Genomic DNA, 26,933 nt, shown 5'->3' on the forward strand with positions numbered 1-26,933 from the left:
GGGTTTAAGGCGGGAATATGTGGAAAAAGTGACCGCGGAGAGACAACCTCCGCGGTCAGACGGCATGGCGCCGTCGCTGGGGTCAGGTTACTTCAAAGGAGTATAGGTCACTTTCAGGTTATAGGTGGAAGTTGCGCTGCTGTAACCACGCACCATCACATAGGCTTCCTCCTGCCCTGCCGGAACTTTGAGATCGCAGGTTTCACTGGAGCCGCCTTTATAAGGGCGGCAATCGTAGTTCCGGGTAGTGGGCGCTGCGCCGAAGCGCACGTACAGGTCAGCATCGTTAGTGCCGGTCATCACCGCGCTGAAGTCCGTACCCGGCTCCACTTTGAACGGCCCATGATTGTCAGCCTGACTACGGCCGACGCTGCCGCTGAAGTCCTCAGTCACTGGATCTTCAGGATCTGGATCGGGGTCGGGCCCTGGATCATCGCTGAAGTTACCCTTCGCCAGCTCCGCCACATACGCCGCGGCCAGTTTACCGAAGTTCACCGCATGGTCAGCGTTGCCGCCGCTCTTGTCGAGGGTGTCCTGAGCGGTGTGGATATGGGGATTGGAGCCATTGAACGTGGACTCAAACGGGAAAGACGCCGCATAGCCCTGGTTGGTCCATGAAGCATGGTCGGAGCAGCCGTAGCCACATTCGCTATAGCCCAGGGTGACTGTCGGTTGATAGGTGCTCACCAGATCCGCCAGGAAATCGTTTTGCCCGGAGTTGGTGTAGTCCTGCATGATATAAATATCGCCGCTGGAGCCTTTGTAGTTGGTCATATCCAACTGCAATACGCCCACCACGTTTTTACCCTGGCTGCGGTATGACTGTGCGATCGCCTGCGAGCCGCGCAAGCCGACTTCCTCCGCCGCATAGGCCATGAAAGAGACGGTGCGGTCCGGCTTGTAGCCTGATTCCATGGCAGCTTTGATGACGGAGGTCAGCGTCGCGATGCCGGACGCGTCGTCATCCGCCCCGGGAGCGCGGGTGCCTTCTCCGGTGCTGAAGCCGGCGATGGAGTCCTGATGTCCGCCGAGCACTACGATTTCATTGGGCTTGGTTTTACCCTGAATCGTCATGATGACGGAAGGCTGACGCCAGCTATGGTTGTAAAACTCCACCGTGACATCGCTGCGTGAACCCGCCAGCGTCTGCCACTTGTCTTTAATCCACTGCGCGCCCTGCAAGCCGGTTTGCGTGGTGTAGTAACGGTTGGTGAAGTTAGCCAGGCTCTGAATGGTGGAGCGGATATCCGGCTCCTTCACCTTGCCTTGCATGGCCGCCACCACTTCCGCATTGTCGATGCTGTAATCCACCAGCTGCGGCGCAATCGTCGGCGCCATCAAAGGATCGTATAACGCCGCACTCTGAGCGGACTGTTCAGAAGAATGAGCGATAAATCCACCACAGCGATTTAATTCGTGGTGCATCATCGCTGAAATTCTCGGAATCTGTTTTTCACTCACCAGAAACGCAGACACCCCATTAGCGGTAAAAGTTCTCGCCCGGTTCGCCTCGACCACCTCCGGAAAATGCCGCTTAATGGCCGAGAAGCCATCGGCGTCCGTGGTGATCCACACATCATCTGCAAGAGCGAGTTGCGACGCCGCCAGCATAGCCGGAACGGTCAGTCGTAGGTACTTGTTCATTAAGTATCTCCATTACTTAGAAGCCATTCCTACCACTACAGCCGGTCAACCACGGTCAGTGCGCCGCCGCAAGGAAAAGCAAACGTTTTATTAGGCCTATTTAGTAGTTATAGAGCCCGGGTTGTGCCCGGTTGCTCACGCCAGTGACCTGCCGGCCGGTAAGCCCGCGACCACTGATCAAAAAACACTCTAGTAACGGATCGTCATTTTCACAATAGGCCCTACAACCTAAATTCGAAATTTGAGGTAAGAAACATGGATTAAGCTGATAACCGTGGGCTTGCAAGGGTGTGACAAAATGTCGCGGGAGGCTAAGAAGAAAATATAGGAGGCGTGGTGGGTATTGGGAAAAGTGAGTGATGCAGACTTGTGAATGGAGGAAGTTTAATCGTGCAAAACACCGCTTCAGCCTTTTGTAATACGGTGGCTATAGGGCCACTTAAAAACGGTTAACATTACCGGCCAACAATCCTCGTACAGACTCTACCTGTTCCCCGTTCGCCCTGAGCCTGTCGAAGGGCTCTTAATGATGCCACCTACTCAACACAAGTGGACACGGAAATTAGTTGGCCACTAAAGTAAAAGCCTGATTGTTTTCAACACGGGCTGGTAAGAATTTGAATAACGCTCTGGGAAGCCCTTCGACAGGCTCAGGGCGAACGGGGGTTTAGAAAGGCGCTCGAAGTTCGCTAATGACAGGCGGAATAGTGCAAGCGATGGGGGCGACGAGTCGTAAGACCTGCCGTGGGGAAAGATAGATTAGAGTAGAGTATCGATGAAGATTTTCTGGGTCATAGACACCAAGGTTACAGCGCTGGAAGGATGCAGTCTCAGTGACGATGGTTCGATGTATAAATTCGGCCGTACTGTTGTTCCCGCCAGTACTAAAGAAGAGGCTGTTTCTGCACTGAAAGCGCATTTCGATCAAGCCCGGATTCAGCTGGAAGAAGTCATTTCCATTGTCGCCTACGATGAGGGCGACTGGAGTAGTGATCGTCACCTCCTCAGCAAAGCCTATAGGCTAGCCAAAGTAACCAACGAAATCAGGAGCGCCGCCTTTATTTCCGAAAGATCTCGTGAATACACTGAGCGGGAGCAGCAGGGGCTGTTGGATGACTAGAAAATCGCACTTATCTCCCGCTATTCTTCCCTAAACAGTCGATATGACCTTCCAAATACATCCAGGTACAGGCACTTTTCAACTGAAAGATTCTTCTCCCCAGCAACCTTCCTTTCATGAGATATAAACACTACTGCCTTGACCAGGCCCTGCCTCTTCTCCCATGCAATAAACTTTTGCTCCATAACCATCGCTGGGTCTCCAAATTCCGAGACGAAGCCATCGTAGTCGAGCTGATTTAAGTGATCTACGCTAGGAAAATAGGTCCATGCTAGCCAGCACCAAACACTAAAGACGGTCGCCACTATAATTGGCGGGACGATTGCGTATATCTTTACGCTCATAGAGTGACTCCATAAATCGCAGGCAACCTCACATAGTAAGATTTCCTGTCAGGTGAGGTTCAAGCTTTGATCATGTTGGAAGGCGCTGCGCTTTTCCAACCTACCTGAAGATAAGGCGTTACGAGCAGATATTAGAATTTGGCTACGACTCGCTGTAAAGTTCTCACCGATATTTTTTCGGCGCATAATGCGCCTGACTCTGCACTTGTCCCCATCCACTGTTTTGGGCTGCTCATGCTGTTTCTATTTGAGCGTCTGATGTAATCGTTAGCCTATAAGGTGAAGTAAATATGCCGCATTTGACTTTGGAATATACCTCTAACTTGCGTGGCGCTGCTGATTTTCAGCGGTTGTTCAGCGCCATTCACACGGGAATGATGAGCACGGGTGAGTTTTCGTTGAATGACATCAAATCGCGGGCGCATGAAACCACCGATTATTTGATCGGCGATGGCGATATCGGTAAGTCTTTCGTTCATCTGAAGGTTGCGCTGCTTGCTGGCAGGAGTCAGGAGTTGAAGCAGTTGGTCGGCGATTTGTGTCTGCAGGCGCTTCGCGAGGCGTATCAAAAAGAACTGACAAACGGTGGTTGCCAGTTGTGCGTTGAACTGTTGGATATCCATCGGGAAAACTATTTTAAGGCGCTGGCGTAGTTATCGGCAGGGCGGCTAGTTACCGATGAACTCCCGCCCGTTCGCCCTGAGCCTGTCGAAGGGCGGATCAATAAACCGCGCTCCATTTTCAATTTGCGCCCTCTCTTCCCTCGTACTTTAATCCCCATACTTCGCCAGCCTTGCAGTTCTCGCCTAAACTATGAGATTACGTTCAAGCCGTCGTTATTTTTAGAGAACAATAATTAATGAAAACAAACATCATATTATCGACGCTGACTTTCTTGGGAATCGCCTCAATTCTATTCATATTATGTTTTTTACAGTATTTGTTTGGTTCAGAAACGACCTTGTTGAAGATATCGTATGCAGATATGACCAAGTCCCGCGTTCACATGCTCATTGAGGGTAAAAGAATCTGGTATATCCTTGGCGATAACAGAACCATTGAGCGTCCCGGTTTTCTGTTGGATTACGACCTGAACTCTAAGGCGCTCACACTGTTTGGCCTTGAGCCGGATAAACTAGCCCTCGACTATGCGAATATCACAAGCGACCACACCCTTACCGCGGGCTACATTATGTCAAGGCAAGCACAAGACCCTGACTATCTTGTCTGTCTTTATCGCACTTTACAGCTAGAAATCGAACCCTATTCCTGGTCAACAGCGCGACGATGCAGACGCGGAAGTTCAGAACAGCCAGACGGAGTTCCTGACGCAGACAGCAGTGCTGAGCCTGCCTCATACAACGCTCTGGATACGCGAGGGATAGATCGTATATCGCCAACTCTGTTTTTCAAAAAGCCAAAAAATGACGGCGACGCTTATCAAATCATCAACGCCAGTGGGCAAATTATCGCGGAGCGCAAGAGCCCAACTGAGGAAGACATGAAACGAATAGTGTCCGCCGATCCATCATTCAACTTTGACCCGAACGCCCCGCTCTCCCAGATGCCCGTTCATCACGAAAGTCGTGCTCTAGGTCTACTGCCCAGCGGTGAGGTGTTGCTTGCGTTTGATTCTATCTGGTCTGCGAAAAAGTCTGTTGTCCTGGTCGCCTGGGACTTGCAGGCCAACACCACACGCCTGGAGAACCATATCTTTTATGAGTCGTTATTCACGCCATCACGATTTGAGGCGTTTCAGATGGATTGGTGGTCGCGACTCAAATATTTCGTGTCGCCAGAACGGCGGCCGATCGTACCCCTGCATGTTATTCCGGCTGCCTAGCCGATACTAATACTAGGCCGCAGAGGTATGAGTAAACGATATCCAAACATTTACAGCGCAATCCGTTTCACACCGATGTATCCTAGGCGGAATAGGTCTGCGCGCAGCAGGCCCGCCACTTTGGCGCCAGTATTCCGTTGATTAATTGAGAAAGTGCATGAATCAAGATCAGATTGAGCAAATACTGCAGCTAGGCTGCGATGAAAGGTACGACTATTCACTGATGATCATGGTGGATAGCAAAGAAGTCTGGATTCTTATCAATGACGACAACCAGTTTTTGAAGCTGTTTTCGGAAGAAGATGATTTTGAATACTTGCCGATCTGGCCCGCTGAGGAGTTCGCCAGAGAGTACGCCAATGACCTGGGTGAAAAGTTGACGCCCAAAAGCATCGCGCTGCCCCACTTCATGAACAAATGGATTCCCGGTCTGCAACAGGATGGCCTACACGTTAATGTCTTCCCCGCTCTGATGGATGATTCAAGCTGGATCATGCCGCCAGAAGAACTGAGGGACGAGTTGAAGAACGAGCTGTCCAATCAGATGTAAGACCCGTTTCACCGTCCTCCCGAGCCCCTCCAAGGGGCTCTGCTTTTAAGTCCAATACCCGCCGCAAAGCCAGATACAGCAAACATTTCACGTCCTCGATCCTGTTTTAGGTCTCGCCATACGCTCTTCTCGCGCTTAATAAAGGCTTCTTGAATGAACGAGACCCAATCATGCACAGCCCCGTATTTTTTAGCCTCTTTTTAGCCCTGCTCGCCAGCGCAAATCTCTTCGCCGAGCCTATTGGTTTTCGTGAAACGCAGGTGGCGGACGCCTCTGCGAATCGACCTTTGCATGTCAGCATCTGGTACCCGACGCAGGCAGTGGAAACATCCGAAGCAACAGGGACATCGACGATATCCATTGGCGAGAACCGGGCCTTTTTCGGCGCGCCAGCGATTCCCGACGCGAAACCAATGCAAGGCGTCCATCCGCTGGTGGTGCTGTCCCATGGGTATGGCGGCAACTGGCGCAACCTGAACTGGCTGGCGGCGGAGTTGGCTGCTCAGGGTTATGTGGTCGCCGCACCGGATCACCCGGGCACGACCACTTTTGACAGACGCCCAAAAGAAGCGGCGAGATTGTGGGAGCGTCCTCGTGATCTCAGTCGGGTGATTGATTTCATATTGGACAACCCGAAGCTGGCGGGAGAAATTAATGGGGACAACATCGCCGCCATCGGTCACTCGCTTGGCGGATGGACCGTTATGGCGCTGGCGGGCGCGCGTTTCGACCAAGCGCATTTCGCTGCAGAGTGCTTGGCGCATCCCAATCCCCGGGTTTGCGGGTTGAGCAATGAGTTGGGCTTGAACTCTGAGGGCGCGGCCAAAGCGTCTCTTGAAGCCAGCATGCTGGATCATCGGGTGCGGGCGGTGGTCTCACTGGACCTGGGCCTCGCCCGCGGCTTTACGCCCGCCAGTCTGGCGGCGGCGCCAATACCCGTGCTGATATTCGGGGCGGGCGTAGATATCGGCGACTTACCCGCCAGGATGGAATCGGGTTATTTGGCCACCCACCTACCTCCCGCGCAGACCCAATACGTCGAAATTCCCGACGCCGCCCACTTCAGTTTTATGCAGCGCTGCAAGCTCGGTGCAATCGCCTTATTGGAAGAAGAGGCCCCCGGCGATGGCATTATCTGCAAGGACGGCGATGGCCGCAGCAGAGAGGAGATTCATCAGCAGGTCGCCAGTCAGGTTATCGACTTCCTGGCGCAAGCTTTTACCGCAAAAAACGCAGCGCTATAAATATAAAAAAACGCGTCTATTCTTCAGATGAAACGGAGCGGCGATAGTCGCTCGGCGTCATGCCAGCGACCCGCTGGAATTCGCGGTTAAAGTTTGATTTGGTCTGAAAACCGGCTTCAAAAAAGATGCCGGTGACGGGAAGGTCCGTCTCCTGCAACAGCCGCTTGGCTTCGTCGATACGGAATTCATTAACAATTTGGGAGACGTTACGACCATACACCCGGTTGATCGCGGCGGATATCCGCCGGGATGGAATCCCCATGCGTCGCGCCAAACGGTTAAGGTTCAGGTCTGGATCGCGATATAGCTGTTGCTGACGCATGATCTGATTCAGGCTCTGGATAACTTCATGATCATCGGCGCTGGGCTCTTTACTCGTCTCAGAGGACTCCGCCGCCTCAGCGACCTGTGTCGGTTGAGCGCATTCAACAACCTTGTCCACGTCTTTTGCTGACGCTACGGAAACACTCCCGCTCTCGGCTATCGAACTGACCGCCGCGCCCTCACCCTCAGGAATACTCCTGCCGAAAGTCACGACGCCATAAACAATCACCGGCAACAGCAGCAACTGTACGATGGCGACAATCGTCGCGGCGTGGGCGCCCTGGTAAACATCAAAGTCCCCGGCGATCAGCACATCGCTCACTGCGGAGATAATCAGCGTACAGCCCGCAATTTTTGTGGCTTTAAGCGCTTGCAGCGTCTCGCTGAAACGGATGACTGGCAACGCATCCGGTCCACGAGACGCCATGCGTATCAAGGCTGCTCCGTAGACGAAATACAACCCCGCCAACAGCAGGTCTATGGGCGGAAACCAATACGCCCAAGTGAAAGAGAACACCGTCACCACGCCGACTGGCGCCAGATGCAGCCAATATTTTTTACGCGTGGAAGCCTCTACTCCGGTAAAACAATACCAGGCGATCGCGGGCAGCATGGAGGCCATGACAGGCTGAAGGAAACGTATAAAGCGAACGTCCAAGGTCCAACGTAGCCCCCCTATGATCACCATTGCCGTACAAGCCGCCGTAAAGATAATCGCTGGACGCAACGACGGCTCGTTTTGACGAATAAGCTGAAACAGCAGAATCGTCAGCAATAGCGCAATCACAAAAGGAAGAGGAATAGCGGGCATCATGGCGCTGAAAATCCGATATCAACAAGAAACGAAAAAGTGAGACGCAAGGCCCCAACAACCGAGGCCTATGCTAGGGGGTGAGACGGGATTTCACAACAACCGGAATATCAGGCTTTCTGTAAACCCTTTATCTGTACGTAAAATCATCGTCGTGAACTTGATGCAACTGGTTCTGGAAAATTGTTACTCACAGTGTAGAGGTAATGCAGCCAAAGGGATTCCTTGCAGCCTTTGCTGATAGCCAACTCTTAAATACCACAACAGTAAGGGGCATTTGATGGATAGATTACAAGGACATACGACCGGAAATTTCAGTATTCAACAGACGATGGCCAATCAAGCGGCCCAACCGGTAGGAGGAAACCAACCCTCGCGGCCGGAACCTAAGCAAGGTCAAATAGGCAGTGAAAATAATGTTATCTTCGGTTTGAATGGTAAGAATGAAGCCCATATTGCAAGCGCAATCTCTGCAGGTTACAGGACCTTCGACGCGGGCGATACCTACGGCAATGCCCTAGAGCACTTAGCCTCCGCCATGGCGAAAAGCGATATTCCCAGAAAAGAATTCAACATCATATATAAAGTGGTGGGAACAGACACATCCAAACTGGGAGAACACCTCAGCGAAGTATCCAATAAACTAGGGGGTTATATAGATCAAGCATTAGTACATAATCCAGAGCAGCTCTCCCCCAATGATCTGAATGCCTATATGAATACATTATCCTCCCTCAAAAATGATGGAAAGATTCATAACGTTGGGATGGGCGAGCCCAGGGTTGGCCACCCAGAAGATTTCCATGCCAAGGATAGTTTTGAGGTCAATGCACAGTCACTCATTGGACCTAATGCCGGTGCTCTTATTGATAGGTTAGAAGCCGAAGGGAAACCTGTTTTTGTATATAACGTCGCCAGCGCAGCCAAGGAGCTAATGGGAGATGACTTTCAAAGTATTCATGTATGCGCTCTGATTACACACATCAAGCAAAGCATTTCCGCGGCAGAGCCTATATTGAGCAGCTCAGACGATCAAAGAATCAGAGACAACTTCGGGTTAGCGAATGAGGAACTACTATATACTGCGGATAATCCATTGGCGGCTCTGGAAACGAAGATATCTGAGCTAAATAATGTTGAAGCAACCCCATTTACAAGTATTAGCGGCGAGCTAGCGACAAAACTCGCACAACTCTCTGCCCAGCATGATTGGGACAAAGAAATTTTCAGCTCACCTGGAGAGTACGCCAGCGCCAAGAACGAAGCGCTAACCGCGTTTACCGACGACCAGTTAGGAACACGTGTTGCTTTAGGGGCAAAAAGCCATACCGTAGAAGAACTGGTGAATATGCTTTTTGAATCAAGCGGAAACTGCAAACGTGTCGAGGCAAGCAACTTTATCAATGATGGCGGATTTCAACGAATGATGAATACTGGCTCTACCTGAGCGGCTCCTACAGATACGCAATTAAGCGCATCTCATTATAGTCAATCCGCTTCCGAGGGCGGTTTTACAAGCATTCAGTGGCATTAATTCACCCTCCCCCTATAATACGAGCAACACTCATGCCCTCGGAATCATTATGCTCATAAAAGAACTCAACGCCCTAAAAGAAAACCAAGAATTGGTTTCGATAGAAAGAAATTGCCACGATGAAGAGTTAACCGGCTTCATCCATACTGCGACGGAAGACGTCATCATAATGAGCCTGTTTTCAAACGATGGCGACTACGAAGGCATCGCCATTTTTGAGACAGACCAGGTCAGCGAAGTTTACTGGGGCAACAGAGAACACAAGGCGATCGCCAGCCTGATCGACACATCCCAAGAGATTAACTTTCCCGAAGTTGAAGGAATAATATTCCCAGATATTCTTATCGAGCTAAACAACGCCTGCGAAAGCCTATGCCTGTATCAACATCACTCAGAAGCCCGATTCGATGTGGGCCAAATTATTGACCACGACGACGACTGGCTAAAAGTGCATGCGCTTGGCAACAAAAAGTCACTATCGCCGCTATATAAACTGATTCAAAAAGACGATATTTCCAGAGTTGGCATCGACTCGCCTTACCAGAAGAAGATTGTGAATCTGCACAAGACTGCGGTGTGACTGGGGATACTGGGTGAGGCACTGCTTTGGGGCCTCATCTAGAGCATTTAAACTCCAACGTCTATAACCTCAAGAAGGAGCCCACTCAAACCAGCTGTATTTTGCTTTCTCTGCCTTGCAATGAATTGTCGGCAATTTCTACCAGCCCCTTCCAAGTTGACTTTTTACAGGACTCTAAAAAGTCCCTGGTTTCTTCTTGAGGCCAAAGATAAGCGACTGCCGCAATATAGCAGCGGGGCGTTATTATTGCTCCTTCGTTCTCTGTAAACAGTTGTATTCCAGAGAGAATACTTCGGATATCCTCTCGGGTCGGGATTACTTTTTTCTTCAATATACCTGCACAGGCGCCACATATTTGAAGCATATTGCCCTTATGGATTGACGTAAACAGGAACTCAAGACTCTCTCGCTCTGTACCTTCAAGCAAGAAAATGGCGAGCCCTAATTCTTTATAAAGGATAGTACTTTCAAACTCTTCGCTTATCAGCTGCTTGAGTGATGGCAAAGCTTCTGTGCAACCGGAGCCAGCTATGGCCTTGATCAGTTGGCATTGTGTTCGCCATGCCTTTTCCTTCTCAATTTCTTTTGTTAACGCTTGGATTAAGTAAGGGCAATAACCTTGCAGTTTATTCTTATAAGTAGCAAAATAAAAATTTTCTAATAAAATAGGCTACTTACGACCACCCGAACTGATCATATTTTGCACCGTGAAGTACGTCAATCATCTTAAGCCCGCTGAAATAAAGACTCTTACCGATGGATTTCGCTACAGCCCGAGCTCCCGTTTCCGTATTCGCTGTCACGCCATATTGCTCAGCAATAAGGGGTATAAAATCGATAAAATTGCCGACATTATCGACTTCCACCGCAACACCATTTCGATCTGGATTGAGCAGTGGGAAAGCATGGGAATATGTGGCCTCATTAGCGACGCCTCCCCGGGAAGGCCGCCCATTTACACGGAGCAGGAACAAGAAAGGGTTTGTAAGTGGATTGACGAGCAGCCCCAACAACTACGAGACGTCCAGATACGTCTGGAGAAAGAAACTGGAAAAAGCGCTAGTCTGGAGACCGTTAAACGGAACTTAAAAAAAATCAAAGTATAGCTTCAAGCGATTCCGCTTTTCGCTGCGCGCGCTTCGGGATGAAGACGCCTTCCGACAATTTCAGGGCTTTGTGAAAGATCTTCAATCCTGGGAGGATGCGGGCGAAATCGAGCTTTACTACTTTGATGAATCAGGCTTCAGTCAGCGTTCCAACTTACCTTATGGCTGGAGCCCTGTGGGGAAGCCGACGCAAATGAAATCCTATCCACACAATAAGAGACTGAACGTTCTGGGGTTTATGAGTCGCCGCCAGAAGCTGATATTCCATGCCACAGAGGAGCGGGTGGATTCCGCCAAAGTCGTAGCGCTTTTTAATAAGCTGGCGGGGAGTAAAGATCCGCTTAAGCCTGCCGTGGTGCTTCTGGACAACGCCTCCATGCATCGCTCTGCGGAGTTTCGCCGACATAGGTTGGATTGGGCGGATAAAGGCATCTGGCCGATCTATTTGCCGAAATATTCACCAGAGCTAAACCTGATAGAGATCTTGTGGCGAAAGGTGAAGTACAACTGGCTGCCGCTAGGTTCGCATGAGACGTTCGAGAGACTGAAAGAGTCAGTCACCGATGTCCTGTCAAAGTTTGGGCAGGAGTATAAGATTAATTTTATTTAGATACTTAGATGGCTTCAGCAGCTTTTCTTACTTTCGGAGAGGAGCCTGATTCTAAATCCTTTATATATTCCATTTCTCACCTGGGCGTTGATTCAAATGGGAGACTACGTCGCTTTAAATGATCCTGTAAATCTATTATTGGCGGTGAACAATCCACTGCCCTTCAGGAATATCAAAGCATTGCTCCCCCCAGGCTAATATGTGCTCAAAATCAGAGAACGCCTGCTCATAATACTTGCTTCCCTTCTCGTCATAGAAGAAAGCGTGAACTTTGACTCCGGGAATTTTCACCGCCTTAAGAACATGAGGCGGTTTCAAGGGTAATTTGGGGTAGTCGACACTGGTATGTCTCAACATCCGCTCGAAATCGAAGTAACGCTGATCCCGCGTCAAAGTTGCTTCTCCGAGCAACTGTATTTCCAGTTTCCGATGTGCGTCCAGACACTCAAAAAACACAGGAATCTGATATTCGCAATTTACTATCTGCTCTTTGATGATAGTCACCCAGGAAAACGGATAATCCTCTGGTAGCGAATACTTCTCCATTAAAAAACGCCTGAACTCGCCAGCAAAGTCGTACCAGCCAAACTCCTTTCTGGCCATACTGTAACCCACCAAAATACCGTTCAGCGTATCTATATCATTGGCGAACATCTGGTATCGATGCCGGATCAGGTCCAGAAGCTCAAGCGCTGTTTTTGCTTCGTGAAACGCGATTAGTTTACCTGGTTGATCATAGGACATAGGCGCTATAGTTCCTCGCTGATTAGGGCCGCCAATTATACCAAAATAATCCGCAGCTCTTTGCTTTTGAAAACTATTCTGTATGCCACCCCTAACCCCAAGAATTCATTCACTTATAGTGACACCACTCATCGAAAACGTTACATTCGCTCAGCTAAGGTTGCCTCATGGTAAACGATTAATTCAACGCGGCAGATTGAAAAATATAAAAGGATGAAAATATGCAGTTTGATAAGGTGAGCTGGCTTTTCCTGGCGGGGATAGGCAATTCTGGCGAGCAGCACTGGCAAAGGATGTGGGCGAATAAACTGCCTAATTCTATCTGGCTGGAGCATTCAGAATGGGAAGCGCCTCAGCGCGACCTGTGGGTTCAGGAACTGAACGAAGCGGTCGCTCAGCTCACCCAGCCTACTGTAGTGGTATCGCATAGTCTGGGTTGTTTGTTGCTGCTTGAATGGGCCAGCATGCATCGTTGTGAGCACCTGGTGGGCGGTTTTCTTGTTGCGGTTCCCGACCCGATGAGCGACGTATTCCCCACTGAGGCGACAGGTTTTCGTAGGGGTTTTGAGCGCAACGCCCCTATGCCTTTAACCCTCATCGCCAGCCAGGACGACCCTTATGGCGCCATCGACTATGCACAGCGCTGCGCCCGGCAATGGGAAGCCGCAATCACCAATATTGGTCCCAAAGGGCACATTAACGCCAGCTCCAACCTGGGAGACTGGCGTGAGGGATTTGAGCTGCTGACAGGGTTTGTGGACGGCATTGAATATTAAGCGCGGTCTGTTAACATTTAAGCGCGCTCGACTCGCGCTTCCCCCCTTCGTCGGGAAAGCACTTAAGTGCAGAGTTGTTCATCATCGCCTCTAACCTTTAATTGGGTTTGGAACAGAAGAAGGGAATGTTTAGAAACCCGCGATTAAAGGTTCAATATGAAACTTACCGCTCCCGTACATGTTCTAAAAGGCAAAGCTAAAGCCCTGAAACGCGCTCAGTCCCTCACCATGACTGAAGCCTTGGATCAAATAGCCAGGGCTGAGGGCTTTAGCTCCTGGAGTCTCCTGCAATCCAAGGTGAAAGCCTTTATTCCCCAAACAACAGAAGAACTTTTAGATTACCTGCATCCCGGCGACTTGCTATTGATCGGCGCCAGACCGGGCCTGGGTAAGACAACCCTGGCTCTGCAGCTTGTATTACAAGCCATTAAAGAGGGGCGACAAGGCTTCTTTTTTTCATTGGAATATTCGAAAACTGCGCTCATTGAAAAACTCTCAACGCTGGATCGACAGTTCGAGCCTGATCATCCTTTACTAAAACTGGATATGTCTGACGAGATATCCTCAGATTACATAGTAAAGCAAACAAAGGATTGGCTTACCGAAGGGTCGCTAATCGCCGTAGATTATCTGCAGCTGCTTGATCAAAATCGTAACAAACCGCCTCTTCAGCAGCAGATCGAAGAATTGAAAAGCTACGCCAGAGCCAAAAAGTGCATCCTGGTTTTCATCTCGCAAATAGACAGACGCTTTGATGAAGATGAGCGAGCGATACCGACGATCAAGGATGTCAGGCTTCCTAACCCTTTGGACATGGGGCTATTCAATAAATCCGTATTTGTGAGAAACGGTCAGATATATACCTAACTGACGCATGTAAGACGGCAAGTCGCCCGAATATGGGCGGCTTGTTTTTGGATTCAATCAACAAGTGCGGCAGGATCGTGGCGATACAGAAACGAACAGCTCCTCAGGACGCCATCCCTCTGACAACGCCGCTCGAATACAAGCCTTGATCATTTTTGGCGTAACAGACTCTGCGGGTCTCTCAAGTCAATTATCACACCTGGGAAACGGAAAGCTAATCGCCAATACCGCGCCAGGATTATCCGTTTGATCCGTTATCCAGTCCATAACAGTCTTTGCCCAGAAGTTTGAAAAGTATGATGATGGGGCCTACCGAATCTTCATCGAAAGTTCGACGGGCTCTTCGCCGTTCTACGTCCTAAACAGAAACCCTCTTAAAATAAGCCTCCCCCTTCCCTTCCACCTGTTTGATTTCAAAGCCGGTACGTTCTAAATGAGCGCGTAATTTCAGGTTGGGATTGGCGCAGTGGATGGCGTGTACGACGCATTCTATGTGTTCGGCGTTTTTTATTTGCGCCGCCTTTTTCGCGATGCGGGTGATGGCGGGCAAGACGCCTTCGCCTCCGCCGTCAATTTGCGCCAGTTCGACAGTCAGAATTCTGTCTGCGTATGAGAACTGTCCCAGTACAGATGCGGAGCCGATGTTAACCACCAGGGGTTTATCGGTCAGGACCAGGGCGTCAAACTCCGCTTCTGTCCAGCCGAGGATTTCCGTCAGTGATACGCCTTCTATCTGAATATCAGCCATTCGCCCTGTCTCCTCTCCGCTCAAGTCAACTCACAAATCAAACTAGGAAACGGTCTTGGCCTGCTGCTCAAGCCATTGCTTACGGCGCATGAATCGCGTCGCCTGCGCCTCTCTGAAGCGTTGCAGCTCGCGTTTTTTCCTGAATAACACTTTCGCCAGTAAGCAGTATGACAGGGCTATGGCGGCTGTTACGCCATACCGGGTCAGATCCGTGACGGCGATCATCCAGACTGCACCAGCAGCATCATGGAAAAAGTGATCAGCAGCGCGTTGATTCTCTCGCCAAAGTACTGCTCGCCCCATTCTTTCTGAGTTTGAAACTCTTCTTTGCGGGTGAAACGCCTTTCTGCGTTTCTCGAATCGATCTGGCCCGCCGCCAGATCGCTGTATGCGCTATCGCTCATTTACTACCTCGATAATCCGTGCGCGTGTTGGGGCGGCGATTATACTCCATATTGGCGCTGGAGCCCCAAAAAGATGAGGAGCGATAAGCCCCGGTAAAACTACAAATAATCAAAGTATCGCGTCCACCAGGTTATTGGCGAGATATCCCCAGCATTAACGCCATCGTAAGGGGAGTCCAGTTCATTCATCGGTATATAGACATATCCCTGTGCTTCTAGATAGGCGACACAGCTTTGCAACTGTCGCTGTTCGGCGCTGTCGCATGCACTCTCATTAAGAAGCGTAAATAACCCGCCATAGTTGGAGAAACGAAAAGCAAAGTGATAGATCACGACCTGCAGCGCCCCGCTGTCGGCGTACGGCGTTTCCAGCTGATAGATATCTGCAAAAAATGAAGCGTCCTGTGCATTGGTGTCCAACTCCAGCTCCGCAGAGATGAGCTTTTCCAACGCCCCCTTATGTTTCCCAAGCTCGCTGACGGAGGACTCCCAATTAAAATCAGGAGGATACTCCCAACTCCCTTTGACGTCGGCGGATATAAGCAGCGTATGAATTCTGCTATTCATTTGTTAGCCCTGAAGAACGTTCAACTGAGACGCGTCGAACAACCATGCTTTCCACTTGCCATGCCTCGCAAAAGCCTGACTTACTCAAAGTCGCCATAAGCATCTATGGTTAAATTTTTGGTTTGTCGGTACGCGTGAGGCGTATCGCCAATCAGTTTCTTAAAGTATCGAATCAGATGGGGTTGATCGGTAAAGCCAAATATGGCGGCCACATCCGCCCAGCTCATGGATTCGGTATTTTGCTGATATAGATACAACAATAGCTCATCCAGTCGCACCATGATCTGATATTGCTTCGGCGTCAGCCCCGTCACCCGTACGAAGGCGCGTTGCACCGCCCGCAAAGAGCGATACAACCCTGCCTCAAGCTCAGACGCTTTCGTGGTTGCAAGCAATATGAGTGCATCTCGCACCAGCCGGCTATGCTGATCTTCCCGGATGCAGTGCGAATGCGCCTTGAACCATGCATCCAGATTCCGGCCTACCGTTACAGCATTGTCAGCGGCGTTATTGAGAGCTTCTTCTCTCACCAGATCAGGTATTTCAGCCAGAAAACCCGGTGGAGAAATAACGTCATTAATAGCGGCAAGACCATTGGCGATGGAATAGAGTGCGCCCGGCTTGAACTTAACTCCCAGAATGACGAACGGCTCCGCCTGATGCAAAACCATACTGCTGGTGTTGGGGAGCATCAGGTGCGTCCCTTTTCCAGAGAGTTCACGCTCGCAGAGACTATACGTATAAAACTGCTCCGGCAGAGCAATAATTAAATGGGCTTCTGGACAGGGATTCAGTTTGGGACTGTCATGAGCGATATCGTCCTGGTCTTTGCGGAGAAACCAATAACACTCTATGTAACGGGATACGAACGCATCCTCTGGCTGGCGCTTCCAAGTTATCATCGTTTTCCAATAACGCAGCAAGACTGACCTGAATTGATTACTACTAAAAAGCGCGGCGCAATATAGAGAATTGTTGCAACTCTCACGCCTTATGCGCCGCTAAAAAACCAGCGATAAGCCATCACAAAAAACAACAGCGTTGCGGCGATGCTCGCCCTGAAAATCTTATCGCCGTTCTCTTTCCCCTGAATCTTCAATTGCCCCGCATAGATCACCAGACCACCGAGAAAAACCTGAAAGAGAGACATGAAGTAGATGGATTCATCGCTAAGACCAGCATTCTCGCCGCTGAAGATTTTGATCAACAGGAGCGCCACTGCGATCACCGCCATTGCTGCGCCGGCAAACTGCGCGAGTCTGACCATGCCAGTTATCTCCCTATGAAAAATTGAGATGTGAAGCGCTACGCTCGGCCCACGGTAACCGTAGATAAGGATTTTGAGCGAGTGCAATTTACAGGGCGGTAATTTAACACTCCCCATGGGCTTTCTACAGCCGTTATTAGGTAAACTAGGCAGCCGATCTATCTCTTTTTCATCTACGGAATAGAAGAATGCCCCCAGAATTACAGCTATTTCCCGGCGCAGGACTGCTGACAGAACGTCTTTCTCTACGCTTGGCCTCCCCTATTTACGCCCAAGGCGTGCTCGACTACTACACACACAACAAAGCCCATTTGACGCCCTGGGAGCCCGCTCGGGATGACGATTTTTATACTTTCTCCGGACAAATGCAGCGACTGACGGACATGGCTCGCGTCATGGAGCAAGGCTACGCAGTGAGTTTACTGATGTTCCCCCGACAATCTGACGACGTTATCGGCATCTGCAACTTCTCCAACATCGTACGCGGCGCCTTCCAGGCCTGCCATCTGGGCTTCGCCATCGCGGGCCAGGAACAAGGCAAAGGATTGATGCAGGAGGCCTTGTCGGCGGGGATCTACTTCATGTTTCACCATTACGGCCTGCACCGCATCATGGCCAACTATCGCCCGGAAAATCACCGCAGCGGCAAACTATTAGCGTCCCTGGGTTTTGAAGTGGAAGGAAAAGCCAGATCCTATCTGAAGATAAACGGCGAATGGACGGATCATGTTTTGACTTCGTTGATTAATGAGAAATAGCGCAGCACTCTAATGCTCTATGTTAATCACACTAGTTGAGAAGCTTCGCGCCTAGGGTTCTCCCCATAGGCCACATTGGTCAAGCCACATGGATTATTGGAACACCAAATTTAATCGTTAGGATGGTTCTTCTTTTCTGCCCCAATAGGAACTACACATGCAAGAACGCAACCTTCCAGACCACCACCAGCTAATCCCTTTAGAAAACCCCGTTTCGCGTTGGGGACTACGTAGAAAGCTGAGCGGCAAAGAGCTTCTTATCACCAAAGAAGCTAACAGCTTCCTTATGAATCTTAATGATTATCAGAAGACAGAAATTTACCGCGCTATAAATAAAATAGTTTCAGAAGGTGGTTATGGTCGAGGTAGTGCAGGTTTTTTACTAAAACCTATGTCCATGCGCGCCAAGCAAGAGTCGATCACAGCAGCAGGTAATTTATGCTTAATTTACAGCGTAAACTCCGAAAAGATTGTTATCAACTCAATTGAGATTGATCCTAGTATAGTAGGTAGCCAATCCGCTGCTAAAGATGAAGTAGCGAGCCTGTACAAAGTACCCAGAGTATCTGATACACGCTACCATGAACACTCTTCTGATGAGGACGTCAGAGCGCTAGAGAGAGCCTGGGGGGAACCCAGAGCCCAAGTTGAGGTTACCACAGAGCATGCTGCAGTTAATGGTATGCAGAATGACCTTAGGAAGGCAAGGTGGTTAATGGGCGTGCACCTTGATACAGCTTATTGGGATGACCATCCAAAGACTTACACTCTCTTTCACAATCCAACGCAGGGCGTTGCGTTAGACCTTTTTGAATGCGCACTAGACAGAATAAGCTCATCAAAGCTTAGTAAGCAGTTAGCGGCTGTACTAACTGATTGCCAAAGAAAGAATAGGAAGGTTAAGTGGGTTTGCCATAGTCAAGGCGGTATTATATTTGTGCGGGCAGTAGAATTGGTGAATAAAATGGGAGTTCGCTTGGATGGTCAGAAAGTTGCAATACATGCTGGAGGCAACAAGAAGAAGCGAGCTGAGAAAGCATTTAATGAAGCTGGTATTGAGATAGTTGAACTAGCCAGAGAAAGCCCTTTCGATCTCGTCCCTCATTTGGCAGGGTTAAACAACCTGACCAAATCATCAAGAAGCCGCTGTAAAAAATTCCGCAAGTTAGTTTACGAAGATGGCCATCCTGTACAAACCAGTCCTCATACGCTACCTTACTTGGGTTTTGAATGTAGTCTACGCCATTTACAGATGTGCGGCTACGATGACTACGCAGAGCAAATGATCAAAGAGCGCGATTTGCTAAGCTGATGCTGAAGAAAATATTGAACTCAGTTACAACAGGTAAAGGCCCTGACTTTAGTCAGCTAACAGATAAATGTATTAGCATTGGAGAGCATCGTCTAAGTTATAGGCTTCCATCTAATAGAATTCAGTCCGGGCGCCCTTCTGGTCCTAAACCAGATCATATCAATCTTCATCCAGATATATTTGAATCCTATGAGCTGAAACAAGAGTACAATCGGCTATGTTCCCGAGTGGAGTTTCAATGGTGGAGCTATAAAGGTTTTTTTCTGCAAGGTGCTTTCGGCCAACTTTGCAAGTTTTCTATGCACATAGATATTAATCGCATAAATAGCCAGTGCTCTATTTCAGAAAATGACCTAGGTAGCTTGGAGGCTTATCTAAAAAGGGACTATTGGGACTATTATGAAACTCCTGGAGAAGGCAACCAAAGGGGAGTCAATTGGAGAGCTAGGGAAGAGTTCAAGGGCAATATAACTACAAAAGGAGAAGTTCCTTCAAACAGACTTGTTCATTTGCCTGAAACTTATATAAAACAGCATATAAATGGGACTAATTGGCTTCACTACTCTTTAGTAGGTGAGGGAATACCTGGCCCTGACATCACTCACTATTGGGCCTACCCGTTAAATGATTGTTTCTATATCACCATATGTTTTTGGCTCACCTTTGAACAAGGTTCTAAAGACGCAAGAAGTGAGCGTATGCTACAGGATGTAAACCATATAATGTCGATGGTGGAATTAGAGAAGTCTTAGCTGTAGTTTAAACCGAAGTTGACTCAAAGCTGAGTATAGAAAGGTACTAACAGATGCACGAATTCGTCAAAGACTACTACGGCAAACAACTGCAAAGTTCTTCTGACTTGAAAACCTCCGCCTGTTGCGATGTCAGCAGTGTTCCCGCCTGGTTGAAGCCTCTGTTGGCGAGGATTCATCCAGAGGTGTCCTCACGGTACTACGGTTGCGGCCTGGTGTGCCCACCATTGTTGGAAGGCTGTCGGGTGTTGGATCTGGGCTGTGGTTCCGGGCGTGATGTGTATGCGCTGGCTCAGCTGGTGGGCCCGCGTGGACAGGTGGTCGGCGTGGATATGACGGATGAGCAGCTGCAGGTCGCCCGATCTCATCAGGCCTGGCATGCAGCGCAGTTTGGATTCGATAACGTGCGCTTTTTGCAGGGTTATATCGAGAAACTGGACGAGCTGAATCTTGAGCCTGGGTCTTTTGATGTGATTGTCTCCAATTGCGTGATTAATCTGTCGCCGGATAAAGCCTCCGTATTGCGTGGATTGCAGCGTCTGTTAAAACCCGGCGGGGAGTTTTACTTCTCGGATGTTTACGCCGACAGACGCGTTCCAGCCGACCTCCATGACGACCCCACCCTTTATGGAGAATGCCTGGGCGGCGCGCTGTATTGGAACGACTTTCTGCGCTTGGCGCATCAGACCGGCTTCGCTGATCCGCGTCTGGTGGAGGACAGGCCACTGGCTATTACTGATAACAGTCTGGCGGAGCGTATCGGCAGTATTAATTTTTACTCCGCCACCTACAGGCTATTCAATATCGATGCGCTGGAAACCGCTTGTGAGGACTATGGGCAGGCGGTGATCTATCAAGGAACCCTTCCAGACCACCCTCACCAGTTCATTCTTGATAAACATCACGCCATCGAAGCCGGCCGCGTCTTCCCGGTTTGCGGCAATACCTGGCGTATGCTGAGCGACACACGATTCGCCGATCACTTTCAGTTTATCGGGGACTTTAGCCGACACTATGGCATCTTTGAAGGATGCGGAACCGCGGCTCCCTTTGATGACGCATCGCCCACAGTCAGCGCAGACGCTCCCTGTTGTTAGCCTCTTGAGTGCGCGTCCAACCTGACGCGCACCGGCCTTTGAGGTGTGGCTACAGGTTCTCAATCTCGTATTGCAGGCTCGCCATGTAATCGCTCAAGCGATAGGTCGAGCCGCTGACATTACTGAACTGGGAGGCCACATAACGCGCCAGAGTCTGCTTGTTCTTTTCGCCGAATTGCAGATAGATCGTATTCAGGAAGACGCTGTTGGGGAACTCGCGCAGGGCTTCATTGAGCGTGGGGATAAACGCCTTGTTTTCCCGCCCCAGACCGACCACATAACTGTTGGCGAACTTCTCCTTCTTGAGAATTTTCCAGCCGTATTCGTCCACTTCTTTCAGCGCATCGCTCTTGCCCGCATTGGCGTATAAGAATCCCAGCAAGTCGTAATACAAAGGCTCTTGAGGAAACTGCGCCGCGTAGTTTTTCAGTTGCGCGCCGTATCTGTCGAAAAGCTGACTGGGCGTCGCCGCCTTCAACGCGGTCAATTGCGCGAAAATCTTGCGGATCAGTGTTGCGGAAACAGGCAAATGATTATCCGGCGGAGAAATTTTCAGCGCCTGCAATCGTTGCAGCAGCTCCGCTTTCGAGAGCCGGTCGATGTCCTGACACAGACGCAATTGCGCGGCCTGCGGCGAGTTGGCGTCCATCACCGTCCTGGCGATTAAAGCTCTGTCGAACGCCAGGTAATCCTCCTTCGGACGCTGATTCCACCAGTCTATTTCCCAGTTCGAATCCAGCGACCACAAGTCACACAGCTTCTCCGTGGCCCCCGCCTCAACATCACGAATGAGCGCCTCGCGGCGCGCCTCCTGACGGCTATCGGAGAACAGCGTATACATGCCTTTTTCTATGGCGATATGATGCTCGCTGAAGTCTGATTTGCGCCAGGCGTTAAGCGCTTTTTCCACGTTTCCCTGCATCAGATAAGCATGGGTGATATACGCCCAGGCGATCGGATTCAGTCCCTGTGGTCTGGCCCTGACTAGTCTCTCGTAATAGCGCAACGCGTTCTGGAACTGACTGTTGCGATGTTCATGCATACCTCGTTCGTAGAGGATCATGGGGTTGTCCGGCTCCAGGCGTTCGGCGCGAATCATATAGTTGTAGCTGACGTTCGGATCGAGCTGGTAAAGCATATTGCCAAGAATGAAATAGTCGTAGACGGACTTGGCTTCGTCAGGGGTCAGGCTCTGCAAGCGCTGTATCGCCTCACTGGCTTTCCCCTCAACAAAAAGCTGATGAAACTCTTCCCCATCGGAATAGGCCATATACGCCGCCCCGGCCTTCTCCGCTTCCTGCCTGAACGTATCGAAATCAACCGCCTGCAGGTTCGCAATCCACAGAACGTTGAAAAGAAGGGAAAAACACCATGAACCGACAGAAGGTAAATATTTGGACGCTTTTCTGGTATCTCTCATAGACAGCACCCGCCGATAAAATCGACCTTGTTGATGATCCATGCAGAGACGTTTTGCAGTGGGTCCGGAACGTCGCCTCACGCTCAGTAGAACTAACTCCAGGCTTTCCCGGCTATACCTTAATTATAGTGAAGGGAGAAAAGCCTGCCGGGCGCGGATTAACAAAATTTACACCGAAAACATCCAATGGTTATTTACCATATTTTTTCAATCACTTAACATCGACGCCTGACTCATTCAAGGGCGTTTTTTGCTCAGGCGCCGCCCTTTTTCCCTGCTGATCCGCCTCAGGAAACGCCTCTCATCATTCACGCAAGAAAACAGGACTTCATACTCATGATAAAACTGCATCACCTCAACAAATCCCGCTCCCGGCGCATCATGTGGCTGCTGGAGGAGATCGGACAGCCTTACAGCGTCTTCTCCTATCAACGGGACAAAACCACTTTCCTGGCCCCGCCGGAATTGACCCAAATTCATCCCCTGGGCAAATCTCCCGTGGTCGAAGTGGATGACATCGTGCTTCCCGAATCCGGCGCCATTACGGAATACCTGATCGAACGCTACGCCGCTGACCGACTGGCGCCAGCCCGCGACAGCAAGTCCTTCACGGAGTATCTGTATTGGATTCATTTTGCGGAAAGCTCGGCAATACTGCCGTTACTGCTGAAACTCTTTGCGGATAGAGAGGGAACTGAAACCCGCTTTTTGCATGGGTATGCGCAGACGGAAATCGGCAAGGTGATCGGCCACTTGGAGCGATCTTTGGAAGGCAAGGACTATCTGGTCGATAATCGGCTCACCGGGGCGGATATCATGATCTCCTTCATTCTGGATATCCTGCAAAACAGCGGCGCAATGGCCAAGTATCCCAATATTCAGCGTTATCAAGCTGTGCTGGAGAAACATGCCAGCTATCAGGCTGCGGCGGAAATGGAAGCGAAATACGACGCCTCCTAAGGCCAGAGAGTGTCCGCCTAACCTCAGCATACGCCCACATACACTGAGAAAGCGTATGTGGGCGTATTCACGAAGGGCGCCTACTGCACGCGCAATTCGCAGGCGATGGGGTAATGATCGGAAGGCGGATAGTCGCCTTCACGATATACTTCCAGCGCACAGCCGACGGCGCTGACGCCAGCTCCAACCACATGATCCAGCTGAGGTCCGGCCTGGACATTCCAGTTGTTGAAGGTGCCGCCGCTGAAGAAGCTGTTCAGGGGCGTTTGGTTAACTAAAGTATTAATCGGCCCGCTATCAGGAGTGGCGTTCAGGTCTCCCAGCAATACCGTTGGCGTCGACCAGTTCTGATTCACTTCACCCAGGCGGTCTCTCAGAATGTTGGCGGAGCCTTGTTGGGAGTTCCCATCCACGCCCCAGTGCGTGTTAATAAACACCAGCTCGCGGCCATCCGCGTTGCGTCTCATTTTCGCCCACTCCGCGCTGCGAGGCCCCCACACATCCGCCACCAATTCAATCAGTCCGCCATCCACGTAGGTGTAGCGGTCGGAGCGATAGAGTATCTGACGGTAACTGGTGGCGCTCCAATTGGCGCCCAGGGTGTTTTTGATGAAGTCATACTGTCCTCCGGTGGGTTCCTGCAGGCCCAGCAGGTCCGGGTTCTGGCGCTGAATCGTGCGCACCACTTCGCCCTTGCGCTGGCTCCAGTTGCGTTCTCCGGGGTCGTTAGCCTGTTCCGTGCGGACGTTAAACGTCATTACCCGGACATTGTCCCCTTCTCCCCCAACTGGACAACCGGCAGCATCCACCTGAGTTCCCGCTGGCGTGTTTGGGCATTGGTCGAGGTTATCGGCGACGCCGTCATTGTCGCTGTCCGCATCACTGTGAGTGAGGATATTCAGCCAGTTTAGATTGAATTCGCCCGCACTCGCCTCCACCCGGACACGATGTTCGCCCTGGTCTATGGAGAAGGTTCCGATGGGGAGCGTGCGATAGGACTGCCAGCCGCCGGTGTTGGCGACGGACCCCGTTCCCACTTCCGCGCCATCCACCAGCACGCGAAAGCGACCGCCTCCCACGGCGGAGGCGACCCGGGCCGTGAGGTCATATTCGCCCGCGCCCAGCGACACGTTGTATTCCAGCCACTCGGACCCTGCGATCCAGCCCACGTTGTGGCCGCCATCGATATCGCCACTGACTTCGATGTCCACGTCGTCATTACGATGAGCGCCGCCCTGATTGCCAGGCGTGGTGTCGAAATAGGCGTCATAGTCTTCCGCCTGTACGACGACATTCTCGGTTCGCACCACCGTACAGCCGTTCTCGTCCACCTCGTCGCCGGCGGGCGTGCCCGGGCACAGATCCTGCTCGTCCTTGACGCCGTCGCCATCGCTATCGATGACATCCATGGAGCGAATTTCCATCCAGTTAAGATTCAGCTCGCCGCCATACAGTTCAACTCGCACTGTGTGCTGCCCGCGTTCGACGCTAAAGCTGCCGACTTCCTGAGTCACAAACGTCTGCCAGCCACCAGTGGCGTCGACGGTTTTTGAACCAACCAGGTCCCCGTCAATGAATACGGCATATTTGCCATTGCCCACCAGGGAGGCGACGCGCGCGTCCAGACTGTACTGCCCCTGCCCCAGCGTGACGCTGTACTCCAGCCATTCGTTGGCGTCGGTCCAGCCGATGTTGTAGCCGCCGTCCACGTCAGAGGTCGCTTCGATGTCCACATCGTCTTCACGGTAGACGCCGCCATTGTTGCCCGGAGTCGTGTCGTAGAACGCGCTGTAGTCTTCAGCTTGCACTTTGATCTTATCCGTCACGATGATCTGGCAACCTACCTCGTCCACTTCAGCGCCCGCTGGCGTGTTGGGGCACTGGTCGATGCTGTCTTCCACGCCATCGCCGTCCGCGTCCTGCTCCAATGGGCAACCGTCGGAGCCGACTGGCGTGCCCGCCGGCGTGCCGGGACACATGTCCTCATTGTCGTTGACGCCGTCGTTATCGCTGTCCACCACCACTGGGCCGCCACCGCCGGTCCAGAGAATATCGTCAATGGCGAAAGCGAAATCCGCCCCCGGCAACTGACCGTCTTTACTCAGGATGGCGAAGGGATACTGAATCGAACGCAAGTCGATCAGTTCGCCGCGCAACTCCGCTACGGGAATACTGACTTCCCCCCATTCGCCGTTGCGGGTCAGGCCGTACTTGTCTTCATAAGCGGGAAAGTCCAGCCAGCTCTGATTGGTATGAGTGTCCGTCACGCCGATGCGGAAGGAAACGTCGGCGGGAATCTTGATGCGGAACGTCAGTTCGCCTTCGTCAAACTTGCTCAGATTGACGGGCTGACGAGCCTGAACGCCGCCGCCAAACCAAGTGTTAGCCTTGGCTTTCCAGGAGATGACTTTGTCGCCTTCATAAGGCGATTCCGAGCCGCCAGACGTGGATTGGTCCCATACATAGATATCAGATGAAGAACCCGCTTCCAGCTTGTTAGTGGTGGCGGACTCGTCGGTGAATACGCCAAAGGTTCCCGATTCTGGACCAGGACGGCCGAGTTTGACTTCGCCCTGGCCGTCCAGCTCATACACGCGGATGTAATCCACCAGCATTTTTCCCGGCAGCGGTGCGGAGACCTGACCGTTGTCGCGTGCGTCGGTGAAGTTTCCGCCCACCGCCAGGTTCAGCAGGAAGTAGAACGGAGCCTGAAACTCTTCCGCCTCGCCGCCAATGGGAATCGGGTTGTCGTACAGATCGTGCTCCTGTCCGTTATCCACGATGGCGAAGCGAATCTGGGAATCGGTCCAATACAAACGATAAGTGACGAAGCGGTTGCTCAACGGCGTGGGCGCCACATAGGCGTTGTCGGTATTCCAGGCGGTGCTGGCGGCGCAGGACGGATTGTCCGGCACGCAGGCTGAGTCCGCATAGAAAATCAGGTTGGAGCCAACGTAGTTATTGATGGGCGCGCCGTCATGGCCGGCATTCTTGCGTCCCGCCGCGCTGTGGCCCATTTCCATGATATCGATTTCGCCTTTGGCCGGCCAATTGGCGGTGCTGGTCCCCAGCATCCAGGCCGCTGGCCACAGGCCAACGCCGACTTCCGGCGCCTGCATGCGGATTTCGATCATACCGTAGCGAACGGAGACCGCGTCTTTGGTGGTGATTTTGCCTGACGTAAAAGCTTTGCCGCCGACATCCTGGCGACGGGCTTCAATCGCCAACGCACGATTGCCCGGTTCTGCGGGAATCTCTTCGATGGACAGATTGTCCTTGGCGTACCACTGCAGTTCCTGGTTGCCCCAACCGCACAGGCTGGGACAGCCGTCCCCTTCATCGACATTCCAGACGGAAGGATTCAATGAGTCAAAGTTTTCTTCCCACAGCAACGCGCCGACATCCGCATGCGCCATGGCCGCGGACAGCGCCGACAGCATAAACAGCCCGGCTTTGGCTGCTTGACGGCGTGGCCGCTCCTTGTTGTCCTGTACAAACGCCATGATTACCCCCTTTGTAATTCTATGATTTCCGTTAGTGAAAACGCTTTC

General features: G+C 51.2%; 29 protein-coding genes. 16 read left to right on the forward strand and 13 right to left on the reverse strand.

Annotation, left to right across the window (positions count from 1 at the left end; genetic code table 11):
- Positions 1-87 precede the first annotated feature (87 nt).
- Positions 88-1,644 (reverse strand): M28 family metallopeptidase, encoded by a 1,557-nt coding sequence (locus AC2IBB_RS18460; RefSeq protein ID WP_486328228.1) that lies wholly within the window; start codon positions 1,642-1,644, stop codon positions 88-90.
- Positions 1,645-2,419: 775 nt separating this feature from the next.
- On the opposite strand from AC2IBB_RS18460, the gene AC2IBB_RS18465 reads away from it, so the two are divergent.
- Entirely contained in the window at positions 2,420-2,764 is a 345-nt protein-coding gene (locus tag AC2IBB_RS18465; RefSeq protein WP_486328229.1) for a hypothetical protein, read from the forward strand.
- A gap of 20 nt (positions 2,765-2,784) precedes the next feature.
- Here the strand turns inward: AC2IBB_RS18465 and AC2IBB_RS18470 are convergent, their stop codons facing one another.
- A complete protein-coding gene (locus AC2IBB_RS18470) occupies positions 2,785-3,108 on the reverse strand; it encodes a hypothetical protein (RefSeq protein WP_486328230.1) in 324 nt (107 codons plus the stop codon).
- 290 nt (positions 3,109-3,398) lie between these two features.
- Here AC2IBB_RS18470 and AC2IBB_RS18475 point away from each other — a divergent pair, with 290 nt between their 5' ends.
- From AC2IBB_RS18475 to AC2IBB_RS18490, 4 genes are all read left to right on the forward strand, one after another.
- Entirely contained in the window at positions 3,399-3,761 is a 363-nt protein-coding gene (locus AC2IBB_RS18475) for a 5-carboxymethyl-2-hydroxymuconate Delta-isomerase (protein WP_486328231.1), read from the forward strand.
- Between the two features lie 206 nt (positions 3,762-3,967).
- Positions 3,968-4,951, forward strand: a complete 984-nt coding sequence (locus tag AC2IBB_RS18480; protein WP_486328232.1) for a hypothetical protein — start codon at positions 3,968-3,970, stop codon at positions 4,949-4,951.
- Positions 4,952-5,108: 157 nt separating this feature from the next.
- On the forward strand, positions 5,109-5,501 hold the full coding sequence (locus AC2IBB_RS18485) for a DUF2750 domain-containing protein (RefSeq protein ID WP_486328233.1): 393 nt from the start codon (positions 5,109-5,111) through the stop codon (positions 5,499-5,501).
- Positions 5,502-5,671: 170 nt separating this feature from the next.
- Positions 5,672-6,745: an alpha/beta hydrolase family protein gene (locus tag AC2IBB_RS18490; RefSeq protein ID WP_486328234.1), complete on the forward strand. Its 1,074-nt coding sequence runs from the start codon at positions 5,672-5,674 to the stop codon at positions 6,743-6,745.
- A gap of 16 nt (positions 6,746-6,761) precedes the next feature.
- On the opposite strand, the gene AC2IBB_RS18495 is transcribed toward AC2IBB_RS18490, so the two are convergent.
- Positions 6,762-7,883 carry a helix-turn-helix domain-containing protein gene (locus AC2IBB_RS18495; RefSeq protein ID WP_486328235.1) on the reverse strand — a complete coding sequence of 374 codons (1,122 nt, stop codon included), beginning with the start codon at positions 7,881-7,883 and terminating at the stop codon, positions 6,762-6,764.
- Between the two features lie 277 nt (positions 7,884-8,160).
- On the opposite strand from AC2IBB_RS18495, the gene AC2IBB_RS18500 reads away from it, so the two are divergent.
- Both AC2IBB_RS18500 and AC2IBB_RS18505 read left to right on the forward strand, forming a co-directional pair.
- Positions 8,161-9,327 (forward strand): aldo/keto reductase, encoded by a 1,167-nt coding sequence (locus AC2IBB_RS18500; RefSeq protein ID WP_486328236.1) that lies wholly within the window; start codon positions 8,161-8,163, stop codon positions 9,325-9,327.
- 136 nt (positions 9,328-9,463) lie between these two features.
- A complete protein-coding gene (locus AC2IBB_RS18505; RefSeq protein WP_486328237.1) occupies positions 9,464-9,994 on the forward strand; it encodes a hypothetical protein in 531 nt (176 codons plus the stop codon).
- A gap of 85 nt (positions 9,995-10,079) precedes the next feature.
- Here the strand turns inward: AC2IBB_RS18505 and AC2IBB_RS18510 are convergent, their stop codons facing one another.
- On the reverse strand, positions 10,080-10,499 hold the full coding sequence (locus AC2IBB_RS18510) for a hypothetical protein (protein ID WP_486328238.1): 420 nt from the start codon (positions 10,497-10,499) through the stop codon (positions 10,080-10,082).
- 202 nt (positions 10,500-10,701) lie between these two features.
- Here AC2IBB_RS18510 and AC2IBB_RS18515 point away from each other — a divergent pair, with 202 nt between their 5' ends.
- A complete protein-coding gene (locus AC2IBB_RS18515; protein WP_486328239.1) occupies positions 10,702-11,100 on the forward strand; it encodes a helix-turn-helix domain-containing protein in 399 nt (132 codons plus the stop codon).
- Positions 11,101-11,122: 22 nt separating this feature from the next.
- Positions 11,123-11,710, forward strand: a complete 588-nt coding sequence (locus AC2IBB_RS18520) for an IS630 family transposase (RefSeq protein WP_486333967.1) — start codon at positions 11,123-11,125, stop codon at positions 11,708-11,710.
- Positions 11,711-11,845: 135 nt separating this feature from the next.
- On the opposite strand, the gene AC2IBB_RS18525 is transcribed toward AC2IBB_RS18520, so the two are convergent.
- A complete protein-coding gene (locus AC2IBB_RS18525; protein ID WP_279504445.1) occupies positions 11,846-12,454 on the reverse strand; it encodes a hypothetical protein in 609 nt (202 codons plus the stop codon).
- A gap of 221 nt (positions 12,455-12,675) precedes the next feature.
- On the opposite strand from AC2IBB_RS18525, the gene AC2IBB_RS18530 reads away from it, so the two are divergent.
- On the forward strand, positions 12,676-13,230 hold the full coding sequence (locus AC2IBB_RS18530) for an RBBP9/YdeN family alpha/beta hydrolase (protein ID WP_486328240.1): 555 nt from the start codon (positions 12,676-12,678) through the stop codon (positions 13,228-13,230).
- Between the two features lie 156 nt (positions 13,231-13,386).
- Positions 13,387-14,097: a DNA helicase gene (locus AC2IBB_RS18535; RefSeq protein WP_486328241.1), complete on the forward strand. Its 711-nt coding sequence runs from the start codon at positions 13,387-13,389 to the stop codon at positions 14,095-14,097.
- A gap of 358 nt (positions 14,098-14,455) precedes the next feature.
- On the opposite strand, the gene AC2IBB_RS18540 is transcribed toward AC2IBB_RS18535, so the two are convergent.
- The 6 genes from AC2IBB_RS18540 to AC2IBB_RS18565 form a co-directional block, all read right to left on the reverse strand.
- Positions 14,456-14,845, reverse strand: a complete 390-nt coding sequence (locus tag AC2IBB_RS18540; RefSeq protein WP_486328242.1) for a hypothetical protein — start codon at positions 14,843-14,845, stop codon at positions 14,456-14,458.
- A gap of 42 nt (positions 14,846-14,887) precedes the next feature.
- Positions 14,888-15,070 (reverse strand): hypothetical protein, encoded by a 183-nt coding sequence (locus tag AC2IBB_RS18545; RefSeq protein WP_486328243.1) that lies wholly within the window; start codon positions 15,068-15,070, stop codon positions 14,888-14,890.
- Positions 15,067-15,249, reverse strand: coding sequence for a hypothetical protein (locus AC2IBB_RS18550; RefSeq protein WP_486328244.1), 183 nt, complete (start codon positions 15,247-15,249; stop codon positions 15,067-15,069). Before AC2IBB_RS18550 ends, AC2IBB_RS18545 begins: the two co-directional genes overlap by 4 nt.
- A 99-nt stretch (positions 15,250-15,348) precedes the next feature.
- A complete protein-coding gene (locus AC2IBB_RS18555) occupies positions 15,349-15,816 on the reverse strand; it encodes a hypothetical protein (protein ID WP_486328245.1) in 468 nt (155 codons plus the stop codon).
- 80 nt (positions 15,817-15,896) lie between these two features.
- On the reverse strand, positions 15,897-16,718 hold the full coding sequence (locus tag AC2IBB_RS18560; protein WP_486328246.1) for a helix-turn-helix domain-containing protein: 822 nt from the start codon (positions 16,716-16,718) through the stop codon (positions 15,897-15,899).
- An 89-nt stretch (positions 16,719-16,807) separates the two neighbouring features.
- Positions 16,808-17,083: a hypothetical protein gene (locus AC2IBB_RS18565; protein ID WP_486328247.1), complete on the reverse strand. Its 276-nt coding sequence runs from the start codon at positions 17,081-17,083 to the stop codon at positions 16,808-16,810.
- A gap of 188 nt (positions 17,084-17,271) precedes the next feature.
- Here AC2IBB_RS18565 and rimJ point away from each other — a divergent pair, with 188 nt between their 5' ends.
- The 4 genes from rimJ (at position 17,272) to AC2IBB_RS18585 (ending at position 21,002) form a co-directional block, all read left to right on the forward strand.
- Positions 17,272-17,841, forward strand: a complete 570-nt coding sequence (rimJ, locus tag AC2IBB_RS18570; protein ID WP_216739281.1) for a ribosomal protein S5-alanine N-acetyltransferase — start codon at positions 17,272-17,274, stop codon at positions 17,839-17,841.
- 157 nt (positions 17,842-17,998) lie between these two features.
- Complete coding sequence (locus AC2IBB_RS18575; RefSeq protein ID WP_486328248.1) at positions 17,999-19,153, forward strand: hypothetical protein; 1,155 nt, start codon at positions 17,999-18,001, stop codon at positions 19,151-19,153.
- On the forward strand, positions 19,153-19,905 hold the full coding sequence (locus AC2IBB_RS18580) for a hypothetical protein (protein ID WP_486328249.1): 753 nt from the start codon (positions 19,153-19,155) through the stop codon (positions 19,903-19,905). Before AC2IBB_RS18575 ends, AC2IBB_RS18580 begins: the two co-directional genes overlap by 1 nt.
- Before the next feature lie 53 nt (positions 19,906-19,958).
- Positions 19,959-21,002 (forward strand): methyltransferase domain-containing protein, encoded by a 1,044-nt coding sequence (locus AC2IBB_RS18585; protein ID WP_486328250.1) that lies wholly within the window; start codon positions 19,959-19,961, stop codon positions 21,000-21,002.
- Between the two features lie 49 nt (positions 21,003-21,051).
- On the opposite strand, the gene AC2IBB_RS18590 is transcribed toward AC2IBB_RS18585, so the two are convergent.
- Entirely contained in the window at positions 21,052-22,422 is a 1,371-nt protein-coding gene (locus AC2IBB_RS18590; RefSeq protein ID WP_486328251.1) for a tetratricopeptide repeat protein, read from the reverse strand.
- 336 nt (positions 22,423-22,758) lie between these two features.
- On the opposite strand from AC2IBB_RS18590, the gene AC2IBB_RS18595 reads away from it, so the two are divergent.
- Entirely contained in the window at positions 22,759-23,382 is a 624-nt protein-coding gene (locus tag AC2IBB_RS18595; RefSeq protein ID WP_486328252.1) for a glutathione S-transferase family protein, read from the forward strand.
- Between the two features lie 80 nt (positions 23,383-23,462).
- Here AC2IBB_RS18595 and AC2IBB_RS18600 read toward each other — a convergent pair whose 3' ends face one another.
- Positions 23,463-26,885: a carbohydrate-binding domain-containing protein gene (locus tag AC2IBB_RS18600; protein ID WP_486328253.1), complete on the reverse strand. Its 3,423-nt coding sequence runs from the start codon at positions 26,883-26,885 to the stop codon at positions 23,463-23,465.
- Between the last annotated feature and the right edge of the window lie 48 nt (positions 26,886-26,933).

The organism is Hahella sp. NS-SX17 (assembly GCF_057367735.1).